At 63.5% G+C, this 14,856-nt stretch carries 17 protein-coding genes; 14 read left to right on the top strand and 3 right to left on the bottom strand.

The window, feature by feature from the left end; all coding sequences use genetic code 11:
• Window positions 1-31: 31 nt before the first annotated feature.
• Complete coding sequence (selO, locus tag PverR02_RS02375) at window positions 32-1,495, top strand: protein adenylyltransferase SelO (protein WP_057003646.1); 1,464 nt, start codon at window positions 32-34, stop codon at window positions 1,493-1,495.
• Between the two features lie 6 nt (window positions 1,496-1,501).
• Here the strand turns inward: selO and PverR02_RS02370 are convergent, their stop codons facing one another.
• Window positions 1,502-1,903: a helix-turn-helix domain-containing protein gene (locus PverR02_RS02370; protein WP_079442697.1), complete on the bottom strand. Its 402-nt coding sequence runs from the start codon at window positions 1,901-1,903 to the stop codon at window positions 1,502-1,504.
• Window positions 1,900-2,196, bottom strand: coding sequence for a type II toxin-antitoxin system HigB family toxin (locus PverR02_RS02365; protein ID WP_017849827.1), 297 nt, complete (start codon window positions 2,194-2,196; stop codon window positions 1,900-1,902). The genes PverR02_RS02370 and PverR02_RS02365 overlap by 4 nt, the downstream gene beginning before the upstream one ends.
• Window positions 2,197-2,434: 238 nt before the next feature.
• Between PverR02_RS02365 and trxC the strand changes: the two genes are divergently transcribed.
• A complete protein-coding gene (gene trxC, locus PverR02_RS02360) occupies window positions 2,435-2,869 on the top strand; it encodes a thioredoxin TrxC (RefSeq protein WP_017849828.1) in 435 nt (144 codons plus the stop codon).
• 41 nt (window positions 2,870-2,910) lie between these two features.
• On the opposite strand, the gene PverR02_RS02355 is transcribed toward trxC, so the two are convergent.
• A complete protein-coding gene (locus PverR02_RS02355) occupies window positions 2,911-3,681 on the bottom strand; it encodes a ParA family protein (RefSeq protein ID WP_017849829.1) in 771 nt (256 codons plus the stop codon).
• A gap of 337 nt (window positions 3,682-4,018) precedes the next feature.
• Between PverR02_RS02355 and PverR02_RS02350 the strand changes: the two genes are divergently transcribed.
• The 12 genes from PverR02_RS02350 to PverR02_RS02295 are packed head-to-tail and all read left to right on the top strand — an operon-like array spanning window position 4,019 to window position 14,833.
• On the top strand, window positions 4,019-4,738 hold the full coding sequence (locus tag PverR02_RS02350; RefSeq protein ID WP_046384950.1) for a beta-ketoacyl synthase chain length factor: 720 nt from the start codon (window positions 4,019-4,021) through the stop codon (window positions 4,736-4,738).
• A complete protein-coding gene (locus tag PverR02_RS02345; protein ID WP_017849831.1) occupies window positions 4,714-5,526 on the top strand; it encodes a lysophospholipid acyltransferase family protein in 813 nt (270 codons plus the stop codon). Before PverR02_RS02350 ends, PverR02_RS02345 begins: the two co-directional genes overlap by 25 nt.
• Window positions 5,504-5,773: a phosphopantetheine-binding protein gene (locus tag PverR02_RS02340; RefSeq protein WP_046384951.1), complete on the top strand. Its 270-nt coding sequence runs from the start codon at window positions 5,504-5,506 to the stop codon at window positions 5,771-5,773. The genes PverR02_RS02345 and PverR02_RS02340 overlap by 23 nt, the downstream gene beginning before the upstream one ends.
• 9 nt (window positions 5,774-5,782) lie before the next feature.
• Window positions 5,783-6,037, top strand: a complete 255-nt coding sequence (locus PverR02_RS02335) for an acyl carrier protein (protein WP_017849833.1) — start codon at window positions 5,783-5,785, stop codon at window positions 6,035-6,037.
• Window positions 6,034-6,579, top strand: a complete 546-nt coding sequence (locus PverR02_RS02330) for a COG4648 family protein (RefSeq protein WP_017849834.1) — start codon at window positions 6,034-6,036, stop codon at window positions 6,577-6,579. Before PverR02_RS02335 ends, PverR02_RS02330 begins: the two co-directional genes overlap by 4 nt.
• Window positions 6,576-8,246: an acyl-CoA synthetase family protein gene (locus tag PverR02_RS02325; RefSeq protein ID WP_079442696.1), complete on the top strand. Its 1,671-nt coding sequence runs from the start codon at window positions 6,576-6,578 to the stop codon at window positions 8,244-8,246. Before PverR02_RS02330 ends, PverR02_RS02325 begins: the two co-directional genes overlap by 4 nt.
• Window positions 8,239-8,973: a glycosyltransferase family 2 protein gene (locus PverR02_RS02320; protein ID WP_079442695.1), complete on the top strand. Its 735-nt coding sequence runs from the start codon at window positions 8,239-8,241 to the stop codon at window positions 8,971-8,973. Before PverR02_RS02325 ends, PverR02_RS02320 begins: the two co-directional genes overlap by 8 nt.
• Window positions 8,970-9,905, top strand: a complete 936-nt coding sequence (locus PverR02_RS02315) for an LpxL/LpxP family acyltransferase (protein WP_079442694.1) — start codon at window positions 8,970-8,972, stop codon at window positions 9,903-9,905. Before PverR02_RS02320 ends, PverR02_RS02315 begins: the two co-directional genes overlap by 4 nt.
• On the top strand, window positions 9,889-11,430 hold the full coding sequence (locus tag PverR02_RS02310) for an HAL/PAL/TAL family ammonia-lyase (RefSeq protein ID WP_079442693.1): 1,542 nt from the start codon (window positions 9,889-9,891) through the stop codon (window positions 11,428-11,430). The genes PverR02_RS02315 and PverR02_RS02310 overlap by 17 nt, the downstream gene beginning before the upstream one ends.
• Window positions 11,423-11,851 carry an acyl-CoA thioesterase gene (locus PverR02_RS02305; protein ID WP_079442692.1) on the top strand — a complete coding sequence of 143 codons (429 nt, stop codon included), beginning with the start codon at window positions 11,423-11,425 and terminating at the stop codon, window positions 11,849-11,851. Before PverR02_RS02310 ends, PverR02_RS02305 begins: the two co-directional genes overlap by 8 nt.
• A complete protein-coding gene (locus PverR02_RS02300) occupies window positions 11,845-12,531 on the top strand; it encodes an outer membrane lipoprotein carrier protein LolA (protein ID WP_079442691.1) in 687 nt (228 codons plus the stop codon). Before PverR02_RS02305 ends, PverR02_RS02300 begins: the two co-directional genes overlap by 7 nt.
• Complete coding sequence (locus tag PverR02_RS02295; protein ID WP_079442690.1) at window positions 12,503-14,833, top strand: MMPL family transporter; 2,331 nt, start codon at window positions 12,503-12,505, stop codon at window positions 14,831-14,833. Before PverR02_RS02300 ends, PverR02_RS02295 begins: the two co-directional genes overlap by 29 nt.
• Window positions 14,834-14,856 lie beyond the last annotated feature (23 nt).

Below are 14,856 nucleotides of genomic sequence, written 5' to 3'. Positions count from 1 at the left end.
GAATGCTCGGACATTCTGCTGGAGATGGCCGGTGAAAGCCCTCGACGAACTGACCTTCGACAATCGCTTCGCACGCCTGGGCGACGCGTTCTCAACCCACGTCCTGCCCGAGCCCCTCGACGAACCGCGCCTGGTCGTGGCGAGCGACGCCGCCATGGCCCTGCTCGACCTCGACCCGGCCGTGGCCGAAACGCCGGTGTTCGCCGAACTGTTCGGCGGCCACAAGCTGTGGGCCGAAGCCGAACCGCGGGCGATGGTGTATTCCGGGCATCAGTTCGGCTCCTACAACCCGCAGTTGGGCGACGGCCGTGGCTTGCTGCTCGGCGAGGTGTATAACCGCGCCGGCGAACACTGGGACTTGCACCTCAAGGGCGCCGGGCAGACGCCGTACTCGCGGATGGGCGATGGCCGCGCCGTGCTGCGCTCTTCGATTCGGGAGTTTCTGGCGTCAGAAGCCCTGCATGCATTGAACATCCCTAGCAGCCGGGCGCTGTGTGTGATCGGCTCGAGCACGCCGGTTTGGCGCGAGAAGCAGGAACGCGGGGCGATGGTGTTGCGCCTGGCCCGTAGCCATGTGCGCTTCGGTCATTTCGAATACTTCTACTACACCCAGAAGACCGAGCAGCAGGCGGCACTGGCCGAGCACGTGTTGAAGCTGCACTTCCCCGAGTGCCGGGAACAGCCCGAACCGTACCTGGCGATGTTCCGCGAAGTCGTCGAACGCAACGCCGCACTGATCGCCAAATGGCAGGCCTATGGCTTCTGCCATGGGGTGATGAACACCGACAACATGTCGATACTCGGCATCACCTTCGATTTCGGGCCGTTTGCGTTTCTTGACGATTTTGACGCGCACTTCGTCTGCAACCATTCCGATCATGAAGGGCGCTACTCCTTCAGCAATCAGGTGCCGATCGGGCAGTGGAACCTCAGCGCGCTGGCGCAGGCGCTCACACCGTTTATCAGCGTCGACGCCTTGAAGGAAACGCTCGGCCTGTACCTGCCGCTGTACCAGGCGCACTACCTGGACCTGATGCGCCGCCGCCTGGGGCTGACCAGCGCCGAAGACGATGACCAGAAACTGCTGGAGCGCCTGCTGCAATTGATGCAGAACAGCGGCGTGGACTACACGCTGTTCTTCCGCCGCCTGGGCGATGAACCGGCGGCGCTCGCAGTGGCGCGGTTGCGCGACGAGTTTGTCGACAGGAACGGCTTCGATGCCTGGGCAGACGCGTACAAGGCCCGCGTGGCGCGCGATGGCGAGTACAGCGAAGAACAGCGCCGAGCACGGATGCATGCGGTCAACCCGCTGTACATCCTGCGCAACTACCTCGCACAGAACGCCATCACCGCCGCCGAGTCGGGGGATTACAGCGAAGTGCGGCGGCTGCACGAGGTGTTGCGCAAACCGTTCGAGGAGCAGGCCGGGATGGAGCAGTACGCGCAGCGGCCGCCGGATTGGGGCAAGCATTTGGAGATCAGTTGTTCTTCGTAGAGTCGGCTAGATGAACGTCTCCACGGAAACCCCAAAGCGTTCGGCCAACCATTTAATCTGTCGCAGATTGAGCTTACGCTTACCGCTCAGAATCTCGGAAACGACTGACTGTGTGCCTAAGCCTGGCAGATCACTTTGATTCAAGCCGTGTTCGCGCATCATCGCGCGCAACACGTCAACACCACTGACGACGGGCATCGGACGATGCTCGTGATCGTAGGCTTCGATCCAGTCACTGAGAATATCCACCAAACTCATAAGCGGATTTGATTCGTCCTCCCCGACCAAATCCAGCAACTCGTCGAGGGCAGCAACCAGTGCATCGTAATCCGCCTCGTTTTTTGGCTTGCGCAGTAATGGTGAAACAAATTGCCAATGTTCAGCGGCGAGCTGAATGAGTGCGCTCATCTGATTGTCTCCTTCCACTTGTCTTGTTCGTATTCGCGGTGATCGAGCAGATGCTTGATGTAAATTCGTTGTGCTGGGTACCGCACGAAAGCAATTAACCTCAGTTTATTGCCACCGATGTCGAACACATGGAACTGCCCGACTTTATCCGTCGCAGGAAAAATGCCTTTCATTGACGCGAAATCTCCTGGGCTATTGCGCTTTATCCGTCGGTACCACTCATCCAAAGCACTCGCTGAGCGCGGCCACTTTTCCTTTGCTTCCCAGATCCTTTTCTCACTAATCACTCGCATGCAACATCCTTATCGCATCTTGCTATGAAGGTTAAACCCGAACTCAAACTATCGCAATTTGCTATAACCGCAAACAGACAGATGGCGGGAAACAGAACGCGCTCCAACAGCCTAGATAAGCGGCTTCACATCGACATGGCAGAAACTGTGAACGGATGAGTCACCGCTCCCACGCCTTGATAAACCCCAGACCTGACTCCAAATAGGATCTATTGGCCAGTCTCAAAGGAGCGCCACCATGTCCAACCCTCTCGTCATTCCCTGCCCGCACTGTAACGGCCTCAATCGCATCCCCGGCGAACGCCTGGGCGATGCGCCGAAGTGCGGGCGCTGCAAGCAGCCGGTGCTGCTGAACAAACCTTTTGAACTGAAACAGGGCGACTACGCCAGCCAGATCAAGGGCGACCTGCCGTTGCTGGTGGATGTGTGGGCCGATTGGTGCGGGCCGTGCAAGTCGTTCGCGCCCATCTTCGAGCAGGCCGCTGCGCAGTTGGAAGGCAAGTGCCGGTTGGCCAAGCTGGACAGCGAGGCCAATCAGCAGTTGTCGGCGCAGTTGGGGATTCGCTCGATTCCCAGCTTGATTCTGTTCAAGAACGGCCGTGAAGTGGCGCGCCAGAGTGGGGCGTTTCCGTTGCCGCAGTTGATGAGCTGGTTGCGTAGCCAAGGGGTGTAACTCGACCTTGAGCACAACGCAGGCCAGTGTGGTGCTTTAGGTCAGGCGTTTTCCAGCAGGTTATGCAACTCCACAAACTGCTGCGTCAGCTTGTGCCGTGGGTCCAGGTGGATCAGCGGTTTGTTCTGCTGGTGCGACTCACGCATGCGTACCGAACTCGCCAGGTACACCGGCAGCACCGGCAAGCCTTCGGCAATCAACTCATCGAGCATCTGCTGCGGTAAGCTCGCCCGCGCCTGGAACTGGTTGACCACGATGCCTTCGACTTCCAGGCCTTCGTTGTGGTCTTCCTTCAATTCTTCGATTTCCGCCAGCAGGCCATACAGCGCCTGGCGCGAGAAACTGTCGCAATCGAAGGGGATCAACACACGATCAGCAGCAATCAGCGCCGAAACCGCATAAAAATTCAACGCTGGCGGGGTATCCAGGTAAATCCGGTCGTAGTCTTCGCTCAGCTCATCCAGCAGCTTTCGCAGCTTGTTGATCTTGTGCTTGGCTTCGAGCTTGGGCTGCAAGTCCGCCAGCTCAGCGGTGGCGGTGATCACGTGCAGGTTGTCGAAGGGCGTTTCGTAGATATCCACCCGGTTTTTCTTGGCGAACGGCCCGGAAGACAGGGTTTGCTTGAAAAACTCGGCAATACCCATCGGTATATCGTCGCCGGTCAGCCCGGTGAGGTACTGAGTAGAGTTGGCTTGTGCATCGAGGTCCACCAACAGGGTTCGGTAACCTTCACTGGCGCTGACCGCCGCCAGGTTGCAGGCGATGCTGGACTTGCCAACCCCGCCTTTTTGATTGAACACCACGCGCCGCATGGAAAAACCTCCGTGTACCAATGAATGCCCGAGTGTAGAGGGCAAAAGCGCCGGTTAGCTACCTCGTTCATCCATGCACTGCTGCATTAATGGTCCGGGCTAGCATCTAACGTACAAATGAAAAGGAACAGTCCGACAATCCAGCTCGGTTCTCAGTGAAGGACAATCTGTAAATCTTCCCCAGCAAATTGTAATCGGCCGTGAACAAATATTTACCAAAGTTTGCTAGAACCCCACAGCACCGGGATAATGCGCGCCATTCGGCTGCTGCTCCCTGTCCCGGTATTCGGGGCCAGTGGCCGCGCATGGAAGCCCGCAGGGGCGGGATACCTTCTCAGTGATCAATTTCAATATCAGCCAATGGCGCGCCTGGGCTCCGGGCCTCGAAAGTGCGGACGACTGGCGCGCCTGGTGCCAGGCGCCAGTGTTGCTACCCGCCAGCGAAGCCTCCCCCGACGTCTCGTTTTTACCGGCCATGCAGCGCCGCCGCCTGAGCCGTCTGGCGCGCATGGCTTTCAGCGTGGGCTGGCCGCTGGCCGAGGGCCTGCAAGACCTGCCGCTGGTGTTCGTTTCCCGCCACGGCGAAACCCCGCGCACCCTCGACATCCTCAGCGACCTGGCCAACGACCAGCCGTTGTCGCCGACTCAGTTCAGCCTGTCGGTGCATAACGCGGTGATTGGTCTGTGGTCGATCCTGCGCAATGAAACCAGCGAAATGACCGCCCTCGCCGCCGCCGGCGATGGCCTGGAACACGGCATGCTCGAAGCAGCGGCCCTGCTCAACGAAGGCGCCCCGGCGGTATTGCTGGTGATCAGCGAGGAACAGCCACCCGAGGCCTACGCCAACTGGATCCACGACGTGCCCTTCCCCTACGCCCTCGGCCTGTTACTGACGCCGGGCGACGAGTGGCAACTGGAACTGCGCACCGGCACTGTCCAACACACTCACACCCAGTGGCCTCATGCCCTGAACCTGCTACGCACCCTGTTGACCGAACAGGGCGCCTGCCAACACGCCTGGAAGAACCGCGTATGGAACTGGCAACGCAAGCCCTGAACGACAAGCCACGGGACGCCTACTACTGGCGCCTGTTCGCCACCGCCGCCAGCTTCGCGCTGTTTGGCGTCGGCGGGCTGTGCCTGCGCTTACTGGTGTTTCCGTTGCTCAATTGCCTGCCGGGGACTGCCAAGCAGCACCAACGGCGCGCGCGGCATACCATCAGTCGCCTGTTCTGGTTGTTCATTCGGTGGATGCAGCGCCTGGGCATTCTCACGTTCAGCGTCGACGGCGCCGACAAACTCGGACGCCCCGGCCAGATGATCGTCGCCAACCACCCGTCACTGATCGACGTGGTGTTCCTGATCGGCCTGATGCGCCAGACCAACTGCGTGGTCAAGCAGAGCCTGTTTCAAAACCCGTTCACCCGTGGGCCGGTGCGCGATGCCGGCTACATCAGCAATGACGGCAGCGCGGACATGCTCGACGCCGCCGCCGATGCGCTGCGCGAAGGTCAGACCCTGATCATATTTCCAGAAGGCACCCGCACCACACCCGGCGCGGCGCCTGCCTTTCATCGCGGCGGCGCCGCGATTGCGTTGCGTGGTGCGACAATCATCACCCCCGTGGTAATCAAGGTCAGCCCGACCACCCTGACCAAGGCCGAACCCTGGTATCGCATTCCCAAACGCCGCTTTCACTTCAGTTTACGGGTGGGTGCCGATATAGAACCACAAGCGTTCGCCGCACTCGGCCCCGCGCCCCAGGCCTCACGCAAGCTCAACGATTACCTGCATCACTATTTTATTAAGGAGCTCGCCGAAGATGAGCAACTCAAACAGCCTTGAGCACGACATAAAGACGCTGATCATCGAGGCCCTGGGCCTGGAAGACATCAGCGTCGACGACATCAACAGCGACCAAACCCTGTTCGGCGAAGGCCTCGGCCTGGACTCAGTCGACGCCCTGGAACTGGGCCTGGCGATCCAGAAAAAGTACGGCTTCAAGATCGATGCCGACGCCAAGGACACCCGCAATCACTTCACCAACGTGGCCAGCCTTGCGGCGTTCGTCACGGCCAAACAGGCAGCTTGAGACCGTACCATGCAAACTCGTGACGATATTTTCAACACCCTGCGCGCTGCCTTGGTGGAACTGTTTGAACTGGAACCTGAACGCATCACCCTCGAAGCCAACCTGTACCAGGACCTGGAAATCGACAGCATCGACGCCGTGGACCTGATCGACCACATCAAACGCCAGACCGGCAAAAAAATCGCCGCCGAAGAGTTCAAGGCTGTGCGTACCGTGAACGACGTGGTTGAGGCGGTGTACCGTCTGGTCCAACCGGCCGCATGAGCCGGCTGATCGGCCTTGGCCTGTTGCTGGCGGGGTTGCTGTACCCTTTCGCGGTGTATTACGGCACCGAGCACTTTGCACCGTGGCAATTCGGCCTGCTGCTCGGCAGCCTGTGGTTGCTGCGTGCGCTCACGGGTGCGCGGCGCCCCGGCAGCCGCTGGATGGCGGTGGCGATCATCCTGTTCTGCTTGGCCCTGGCCTGGTTCGACAACCCGCACCTGCTGCGCTGGTACCCGAGCCTGGTCAGCGCGTTCATGTTGGCGCTGTTCGGCCTGAGCCTGAAATACGGCCCGCCGATGGTCGAGCGTCTGGCACGCATGACCGACCCGCAACTGCCGCCGAAAGCCATTGTGTATACGCGCCAGGTCACCGTGGTGTGGAGCGTGTTTTTTCTGTGTAATGGCCTGCTGGCCGCCGCCCTCACCCTGTGGGCGCCGCTGAGCTGGTGGACGTTGTACAACGGCCTGATCGCCTACGGGCTGATGGGGCTGTTGTTTGCCGTGGAATGGCTGGTACGACAAAGGGTTCGAGGCCGCGTATGAATGGGTTGAAACTTGAGCACCTGCTGCTTGAGCCGTTGGAACAGCGCTTGGTCACCACCGAGCCTGCGATGAATCACGCCCAGCTGTGGGAGCAATCCCTGCGCCTGGCGGCAGGCCTGCACGCGCGCGGTATCCAGCGCGTGGCGGTGCATCTGGAAGACGCCGGCCTGCTGGCGATCGCCCTGCTGGGGGCCTGGCGCGCCGGGGTCGGCGTGTTGCTGCCCGCCGACCTGCAACCGCAGACTCGCCAACGCTGGGCCGACGCCGTCGACACCTGGCTGACCGACGCCGCGGACCTGGACGCGTTGTATCAGGCGCCGTTGAGCCCGGCCGCCCTCGACCTGGATGCGTGCCAATTGAGCCTGTGTACCTCCGGCTCCAGCGGCGAACCCAAGCGCATCGACAAGACCCTGCGCCAGCTGGCCAACGAGGTGCAGGCCCTGGAAACGCTGTGGGGCGCGGACCTCAACGACGCCTGCATCATCGGCAGCGTCGCCACCCAACACATCTACGGCTTGTTGTTCCGCGTGCTGTGGCCGTTGTGCGCCGGCCGCAGCTTCGTGCGCCGCCAGCTGGCCTTCCCGGAGGATTTGCAGCGCGCCAGCCGCGAGCACCCACGGTTCGCCTGGGTCGCCAGCCCGGCGCTGCTCAAGCGGATGGGCGACAACCTCGACTGGCCGGCCCTGAGCCGAGTGTCCCGGGTGTTCTCCTCCGGCGGCGCCCTGCCCATCGACGCGGCCGCCAGCCTGTACGAACGCTTGCAGCAATGGCCGACGGAAATCCTCGGCAGCTCGGAAACCGGCGGCATTGCCTGGCGCCAAGGCGCGCAGCCGTGGCAGCCGTTCGCCGGGGTAGAACTGAGCCAGGACGCCGACGGTGCCCTGCGCATTGCCTCGCCGTACCTGCCCGCCGGGCATATCGAACAGACCGCCGACGCCGCCCGCCTGCATGCCGACGGCCGCTTCGAGCTGCTCGGGCGCCTGGATCGCATCGTCAAACTGGAAGAAAAACGTATCTCCCTGCCCATGCTCGAACAGGCCCTGATGGCGCACCCCTGGGTCGCCGAAACGCGCCTGGGCGTGGTCCAGGAAAACCGCGCCAGCCTCGGCGCCCTCGTGGTGCTGAGCGCCGACGGCCTGCATGCCCTGCGCAACCAGGGCCGGCGTACCGTCACGCAAACCCTGCGCCAACACTTGAGCCAGCACTGCGAAGCCCTGGCCTTGCCGCGTCGCTGGCGTTTACTGCGACAGTTGCCGCTGAACAGCCAAGGCAAGCTGCCCCAGGCCGAGATCGAAGCGCTGCTGCTGGCGCCCCGGCCGAAAGCCCCGGAGGTGCTGGAGCAAGTCGAAGCCGATGGCGAATGGACCTTGCAACTGAGCATCCCGCCGGACCTGGCCTACTTCAGCGGCCACTTCCCGGTGACGCCGGTGCTGCCGGGCGTGGTGCAGGTCGAGTGGGCGTTCAATCTCGGCCAGCAACTGCTCGACCTGCCGGCGACCTTTGCCGGCATGGAAGTGCTCAAGTTCCAGCAACTGGTGCGCCCCGGCGACCACGTCGAACTGCACCTGCGCTTCGACGCGCAACGCAGCAAGCTGTATTTCGCCTACCGCAACGGCGTCGCAGCCTGCTCCAGTGGCCGGATTCAACTGGAGCCTGCGCATGCATAACCCCTGCGCCCTGATCCCGGTCTACAACCATGAAACCGCCGTGCCGGCCGTGGTCCACAGCCTGCTCGACAGCGGCCTGCCATGCCTGTTGGTGGACGATGGCAGCAGCCCGGCGTGCGCGGCGGTGCTGGCGCAATTGGCGACCCTCGACAACGTCAGCCTGCTCACCCTGCCGAACAACCAAGGCAAGGGCAGCGCGGTGATGGCCGGCTTTCGCGAAGCGGCGCGCCTGGGCTTCACCCATGCCCTGCAAGTGGACGCCGACGGCCAACATGACCTGCGCGAAGTCGAGAGCTTCATCGACACCTCGCGCCGACACCCCACGGCGGTGATCTGCGGCTACCCCGAATACGACGACAGCGTGCCCAAGGGCCGCCTGTACGCACGCTACCTGACCCACGTGTGGGTGTGGATCAACACCCTGTCGCTGCAGATTCGCGATTCGATGTGCGGCTTTCGCGTGTACCCGCTGGGGCCGACCCTGGCGCTGATGGACTCGGCCTACATCGGCACCCACATGGATTTCGACTCGGACATCCTGGTGCGCCTGGCCTGGCGCAACCAGCCGATGCGCTGGCTGCCGACAAAGGTGCATTACCCCGCCGACGGCCTGTCGCACTTCCGCCTGTTCCGCGACAACGTGCGTATCTCGGCCATGCACACTCGGCTGTTCTTCGGCATGTTGGTGCGCGCACCGATGATTCTGTGGCGACGGTGGCAGGCATGAGCGACAGCAGCAAACACTGGGCCGACCGCGAAGAGCGTGGCAGTTTCTGGTTGATGAAACTCACCGCAGTCGCCGCCAGGCTGCTCGGGCGCCGGCTGTTGAGCCCGCTGCTGTACGGCATCGTGCTGTACTTCTTCCTGTTCGGCCGTACCGCGCGCCAGAGCACCTGGCAATACCAGCAGCGTCTGGCGCAATGGAGCGGCCGCGATGAGCTGCGCCCGACCCGGCGCAAAGTCTTCGGCCAGTTCATGGCATTTGCCGATGCGCTGCTGGACAAGCTCGACGTGTGGAACGGCAAGCTGCGCATCGAGCAGATCGAAATCCACGACCCGGCGCAATTGCGTGGGCAACTGCGCGGCGAACGCGGGCAGATGCTGGTGGGCGCGCACCTGGGCAACCTCGAAGTGTGCCGCGCGCTCGCGGAGATCGGCGAAAAAGTCACCATGAATGTGCTGGTCCACACCAAGCACGCCGAACGCTTCAACCGCCTGCTGGGCGAAGCCGGCGCGACCCATTTGCGCCTGATCCAAGTCAGCGAGCTGGACCCGGCGACCATGCTGCTGCTCAGCCAGCGCCTGGACGACGGCGAATGGCTGGCGATTGCCGGCGACCGCGTGCCACTGCACGGCGGGCGCACGGTGCGCGTGGACTTCCTCGGCCATGACGCCGCCTTCCCCCAGGGCCCGTGGCTGCTGGCCGGCCTGCTGAAATGCCCGGTCAACCTGCTGATGTGCCTCAAGCACCAGGGCCGCTATCGCCTGAGCATCGAACCGTTTGCCCAACTGATCGAATGGAAACGCAGCACCCGCGAGCAGGTCATCGCCCTGTGGACCGCGCGCTACGCCGCACGCCTGGGCCAGTTCTGCCTGGAAGCGCCCCAACAATGGTTCAACTTTTACCCTTTCTGGAGGACCGATGACGACGCATCTTGAGCCGGTAACGTTTGGCGAACGCGCTTTGCGCATTGAAGACGTATTGGCCCTGGCCAATCGTCAGGCGCCCACGCACTTGCAGGATGATGCCGCGTATCGCCAGCGCATCGCCAAGGGCGCGCAGTTCCTCGACTCGCTGCTGGACAAGGAAGGCGTGATCTACGGCGTGACCACCGGCTATGGCGACTCGTGCGTGGTGGCGGTGCCGTTGCAGCACGTCGAAGCCCTGCCGCGGCACCTGTACACCTTCCACGGTTGCGGCCTGGGCAAGTTGCTCGACGCGCAAGCCACCCGCGCCGTGCTCGCGGCGCGTTTGCAGTCGCTGTGCCACGGCGTGTCCGGGGTGCGCGTGGAACTGCTCGAACGCCTGCACGCGTTCCTCGAACACGACGTGCTGCCGCTGATCCCGGAAGAAGGCTCGGTGGGCGCCAGCGGCGACCTGACGCCGCTGTCCTACGTGGCCGCGACGCTCTCCGGCGAACGCGACGTGCTGTTCCGTGGCGAACGCCGCCAGGCCATCGACGTCCACCGCGAACTGGGCTGGGAGCCGCTGGTCCTGCGGCCCAAGGAAGCCCTCGCACTGATGAACGGCACCGCCGTGATGACCGGCCTCGCCTGCCTGGCCTTCGCCCGCGCCGATTACCTGCTGCAATTGGCCACGCGCATCACCGCGCTGAACGTGGTGGCACTGCAAGGCAACCCGGAACACTTCGACGAGCGCCTGTTCGCCGCCAAGCCGCACCCTGGGCAGATGCAAGTCGCCGCGTGGTTGCGCCAGGACCTGGCCATCGATGCGCCGACTGCGCCGCTGCACCGTTTGCAGGACCGCTACTCGCTGCGTTGCGCGCCCCATGTTCTCGGCGTGCTGGCCGACAGCCTGAACTGGCTGCGCTCGTTCATCGAGATCGAACTCAACAGCGCCAACGACAACCCGATCATCGACGCCGAAGCAGAGCGCGTGCTGCACGGCGGGCACTTCTACGGCGGGCACATCGCCTTCGCCATGGACAGCCTCAAGACCCTGGTGGCCAACGTCGCCGACCTGCTCGACCGCCAGCTCGCCCTGCTGGTGGACGTGCGTTACAACCACGGCCTGCCGAGCAACCTGTCCGGCGCCCCGGCCGACCGCGCGATGATCAACCACGGCTTCAAGGCAGTGCAGATCGGCACCAGCGCCTGGACCGCCGAAGCGCTGAAGAACACCATGCCGGCCAGCGTGTTTTCACGCTCCACCGAGTGCCACAACCAGGACAAAGTGAGCATGGGCACCATCGCCGCCCGCGATGCGATCCGTGTGCTGGAGCTGACCGAACAGGTCGCCGCCGCCACCCTGCTCGCCGCCAACCAGGGCGTGTGGCTGCGCGCCCAGGCCGCCGAGGCGCGCCCGTTGCCGCCGGCGTTGGCAGCGATGCACAGCGAACTGGCCAAGGACTTCCCGCCGGTGATCGAAGACCGCGCCCTCGAAGGCGAGCTGCGCCTGTGCCTGCAACGCATCGCCGAGCAACACTGGAGGCTGCATGCGTAGCCCGGGCGTACTGCATTGCGACACGGAAATCCTCGTGCCGTTTTTCGACATCGACACCATGAACGTGGTCTGGCACGGGCACTACGTGAAGTACCTGGAAATCGCCCGCTGCGCCCTGCTCGACAAGATCGGCCATAACTACGCAGCGATGCTCGAGTCGGGCTACGCCTGGCCGGTGATCGACATGCAACTGCGCTATGTGCGCGGCGCCACCTTCGGCCAGACGCTCAACGTGCGCGCCAGCCTGGTGGAGTGGGAGAACCGTTTGAAGGTCAACTACCTGATCACCGACCGTACCAGCGGCGAACGCCTGACCCGTGCCAGCACGGTACAAGTAGCGGTACAAATCGCCAGCCGCGAGATGCAACTGGCGTCCCCTACCGTCTTCATCGACGCGATCGAAAGGGCCCTGAAATGCTGACCCCTGTAGGAGCGAGCTTGCTCGCGAAGATCGTCAACGATAACGCTGGCCACCTGACACCCCGCGGTGCCCTCAGGTTTTTCGCGAGCAAGCTCGCTCCTACAGTGTTCGCGTTGTTTGGTTTTTCGGCGGCGGCCCATGGGTTCGACTTACAGCAACTGAGCGATCAGTTGGCCAAACCCAGCGTGATCCACGGCAGCTTCATCCAGGAAAAACACCTGCGCGCCCTGCCGCAGCCCTTGGTCAGCAAAGGCACCTTCGTCCTGGCCAAAGACCACGGCCTGCTGTGGCTGCTCAAAACCCCGCTGCAACAGGATTACCGCATCAGTACCCAAGGCATTGCGCGGCGTGACGCCAATGGCTGGCAGACGCTGCCGAACAAGAGCGCCGGGGCCGAGCAGAACCGCCTGTTCCTCGCCGTGCTGCAGGGCGACAGCAGCGGCTTGCAGCGTGACTTCGACCTGCAACTGCAGGGTGAAGCCGAACAGTGGAAACTGACACTGACCCCGCGCTCGCTGCTGCTCAAGCAAGTGTTCAAGCAGATCAATATCGACGGCGGCACGCTGGTCCACAGCATCGAACTGCTGGAAACCCAGGGCGACAGCACCGTGCTGCGCATGCAGGACAGCAGCGCCGACCTTCCTCTGAGCGATGCGGAGCAACACGACTTTGCCCAGTGAGCGTTTATTGCCGCGCCTGTTCCTGATCCTGCTGGTGGCCGTGCTGGCCCTGGCCGGCTGGCAATGGCGCCATGGCGCGCCGTTGTCGGCCAACCTGATGGAACTGGTGCCGGGCAACACGCCGGACGCCCTCGAACTGCAAGCCGAACAGCGCATGCAGGAACCGTTGAACCGCGAAATCCTGGTCCTCGTGGGGCACGCCGACCGCCAGCAAGCGGTCAACGTGGCCGAGCAACTGGGCGCGCGCTGGCAAGCCAGCGGCCTGTTTGAAAAGGTTCAATGGAACCTGCAAGCCGACCTGCCGGCACTGCGCGCGCAATTGTTGCGCGGGCGTTTGTCGATGCTCGCGGCCAAGGACCGCGAGCAACTGATCGACCACCCCGACGCCTTCATCCAGCAGCGTGTGCAAGCGCTGTTCGACCCGTTCACCGGGTTCAGCCTGGTGCCGAGCCAGGACGACTGGCTGGGCCTGACCGGACGCATTCAGAACAGCCAGCCGCAGAGCGGCGCGGTGCAATTGGATATCGGCAGCGGCGCATTGATTGCCGATGCCGACGGCAAGAGTTGGGTGCTGCTGCGTGCGCGCACCACCGGCAATGCCTTCGATATGAAACTGCCGCTGCAGGTCGCGGACCTGCTCCAGGCCAGTCGCGCCCAAGCCACCGAGCACGGCGCGCAACTGCTCGCGGCCAGCGGTTTGCTCTACGCTGCCAGCGGGCAACAGCAAGCCAGCCGCGAAATCACCTGGGTCGGCGGCGGCGCCACCCTCGGCATTCTGCTGCTGTTGCTCCTGGCGTTCCGCCGCTGGCGCGTGCTGCTGGCCTTCGTGCCGGTGCTGGTGGGCATGCTGTTCGGCGCAGTGGCCTGTGTGGCGCTGTTCGGGCATATGCATGTGATGACACTGGTGCTCGGCTCCAGCCTGATCGGCGTGGCAGTGGACTACCCGCTGCACTATTTGTCGAAAAGCTGGAGCCTGCAGCCGTGGCGCAGTTGGCCGGCGTTGCGCCTGACCCTGCCGGGCCTGAGCCTGAGCCTGGCGACCAGTTGCATCGGTTACCTGGCGCTGGCCTGGACGCCGTTCCCGGCGCTGACCCAGATCGCCGTATTCTCCGCTGCCGGCCTGGTCGGTGCGTACCTGTCGGCCGTGTGCCTGTTGCCGGCGCTGCTCAAGGGTGTCGACCTGCGCCCGGCGCAATGGCCGTTGCACATCGCCGAGCGCCTGTGGCTGATGCGTTCCGGGTTGATCAAGCGCGTGCCGAGCGCCGTGCTGCTGGTGTGGGTGCTGCTGTTTTGCGCCGGCGGCTTGTGGCAGTTGAACAGTAAAAACGATCTGCGCCAGTGGATCGGCGCCCCGCCGCAATTGCTGCAGGAAGCCCAGGCCGTGGCGCGGATCACCGGGTTCCAACCCACCAGCCAGTTCTTCCTGGTGCGCGCCGACAATCAGCAGCAGTTGCTGGAACGCCAGGCCGCCCTGGGCCAGCGCCTGGAACAGCTGGTGAATATGGACAAACTCCAGGGTTATCTGGCGCTGAACCAGCTGGTCAACCTGCCCGCCGAGCAACAACAGCTGCGCGAGGCGCTGAATGCACTTCCCGCGCACTGGCAACCGCTGCTCGACCTCGGCGTGCCCGTCGGCGCGCTGCAAGCCGAAGTCGCTCAACTGCAAGCGCTGCCCACCCAAGACATCGACGCTGCACTGCTCGGGCCGCTGGCCGAACCCTGGCGCACGCTGTGGCTGGGCCCGGTCGACGGCGGTGTGGCAGCCATGATCAGCCTGCAAGGCTTGAGCGACCCGGCGCTGCTGCAGGTGCAGGCCGCGGATTTGCCGGGGGTGCAACTGGTGGATCGCCTGGGGGAGTTGAACCGGGTGTTCGCCGCCACACAGATCAGCGCGGCTGAATTGAAGTTGATGTCGTGCGGGCTGATCGTGCTGTTGCTGATCGTGCCCTTCGGCTTTGGCGGCGCGCTGCGCATCGTCGCCCTGCCGTTGCTGGCCGCGCTGTGCAGCCTGGCCAGCCTCGGTTGGCTGGGCCAGCCGCTGACGCTGTTCAGCCTGTTCGGCCTGCTGCTGGTCACCGCCATCAGCGTCGACTACGCGATCCTGATGCGTGAACAGATCGGCGGGCCTGCGGTCAGCCTATTAGGAACACTGCTGGCGGCACTGACGACCTGGTTGTCGTTCGGCCTGCTGGCGCTGTCGAGTACACCCGCGGTGAGTAATTTCGGCCTGTCGGTCAGCCTGGGCCTGGCCTTCAGCTTTATGCTGGCGCCCTGGGCCGGCCGACAGAAGCACGCCTCATGAATGTGATTATCGCCAAAGCGGCA

The sequence above is a fragment of the Pseudomonas veronii genome (assembly GCF_002028325.1).
GTDB lineage: Bacteria > Pseudomonadota > Gammaproteobacteria > Pseudomonadales > Pseudomonadaceae > Aquipseudomonas > Aquipseudomonas veronii.
The sequence above is the reverse complement of the archived record's forward strand: the minus strand, read 5'-3'. Positions and strand labels throughout refer to the sequence as shown.

What these genes read in the sequence shown, in the direction of transcription:
- PverR02_RS02295 (WP_079442690.1), top strand. Translation starts at nt 12,503, where the DNA reads ATGCGGAGCAACACGACTTTGCCCAGTGAGCGTTTATTGCCGCGCCTG.
- trxC (WP_017849828.1), top strand. Translation starts at nt 2,435, where the DNA reads ATGTCCAACCCTCTCGTCATTCCCTGCCCGCACTGTAACGGCCTCAAT.
- PverR02_RS02305 (WP_079442692.1), top strand. Translation starts at nt 11,423, where the DNA reads ATGCGTAGCCCGGGCGTACTGCATTGCGACACGGAAATCCTCGTGCCG.
- PverR02_RS02300 (WP_079442691.1), top strand. Translation starts at nt 11,845, where the DNA reads ATGCTGACCCCTGTAGGAGCGAGCTTGCTCGCGAAGATCGTCAACGAT.
- PverR02_RS02370 (WP_079442697.1), bottom strand. Translation starts at nt 1,903, where the DNA reads ATGAGCGCACTCATTCAGCTCGCCGCTGAACATTGGCAATTTGTTTCA.
- PverR02_RS02325 (WP_079442696.1), top strand. Translation starts at nt 6,576, where the DNA reads ATGAATGGGTTGAAACTTGAGCACCTGCTGCTTGAGCCGTTGGAACAG.
- PverR02_RS02335 (WP_017849833.1), top strand. Translation starts at nt 5,783, where the DNA reads ATGCAAACTCGTGACGATATTTTCAACACCCTGCGCGCTGCCTTGGTG.
- PverR02_RS02345 (WP_017849831.1), top strand. Translation starts at nt 4,714, where the DNA reads ATGGAACTGGCAACGCAAGCCCTGAACGACAAGCCACGGGACGCCTAC.
- PverR02_RS02320 (WP_079442695.1), top strand. Translation starts at nt 8,239, where the DNA reads ATGCATAACCCCTGCGCCCTGATCCCGGTCTACAACCATGAAACCGCC.
- PverR02_RS02330 (WP_017849834.1), top strand. Translation starts at nt 6,034, where the DNA reads ATGAGCCGGCTGATCGGCCTTGGCCTGTTGCTGGCGGGGTTGCTGTAC.
- PverR02_RS02310 (WP_079442693.1), top strand. Translation starts at nt 9,889, where the DNA reads ATGACGACGCATCTTGAGCCGGTAACGTTTGGCGAACGCGCTTTGCGC.
- PverR02_RS02315 (WP_079442694.1), top strand. Translation starts at nt 8,970, where the DNA reads ATGAGCGACAGCAGCAAACACTGGGCCGACCGCGAAGAGCGTGGCAGT.
- PverR02_RS02340 (WP_046384951.1), top strand. Translation starts at nt 5,504, where the DNA reads ATGAGCAACTCAAACAGCCTTGAGCACGACATAAAGACGCTGATCATC.
- PverR02_RS02365 (WP_017849827.1), bottom strand. Translation starts at nt 2,196, where the DNA reads ATGCGAGTGATTAGTGAGAAAAGGATCTGGGAAGCAAAGGAAAAGTGG.
- PverR02_RS02355 (WP_017849829.1), bottom strand. Translation starts at nt 3,681, where the DNA reads ATGCGGCGCGTGGTGTTCAATCAAAAAGGCGGGGTTGGCAAGTCCAGC.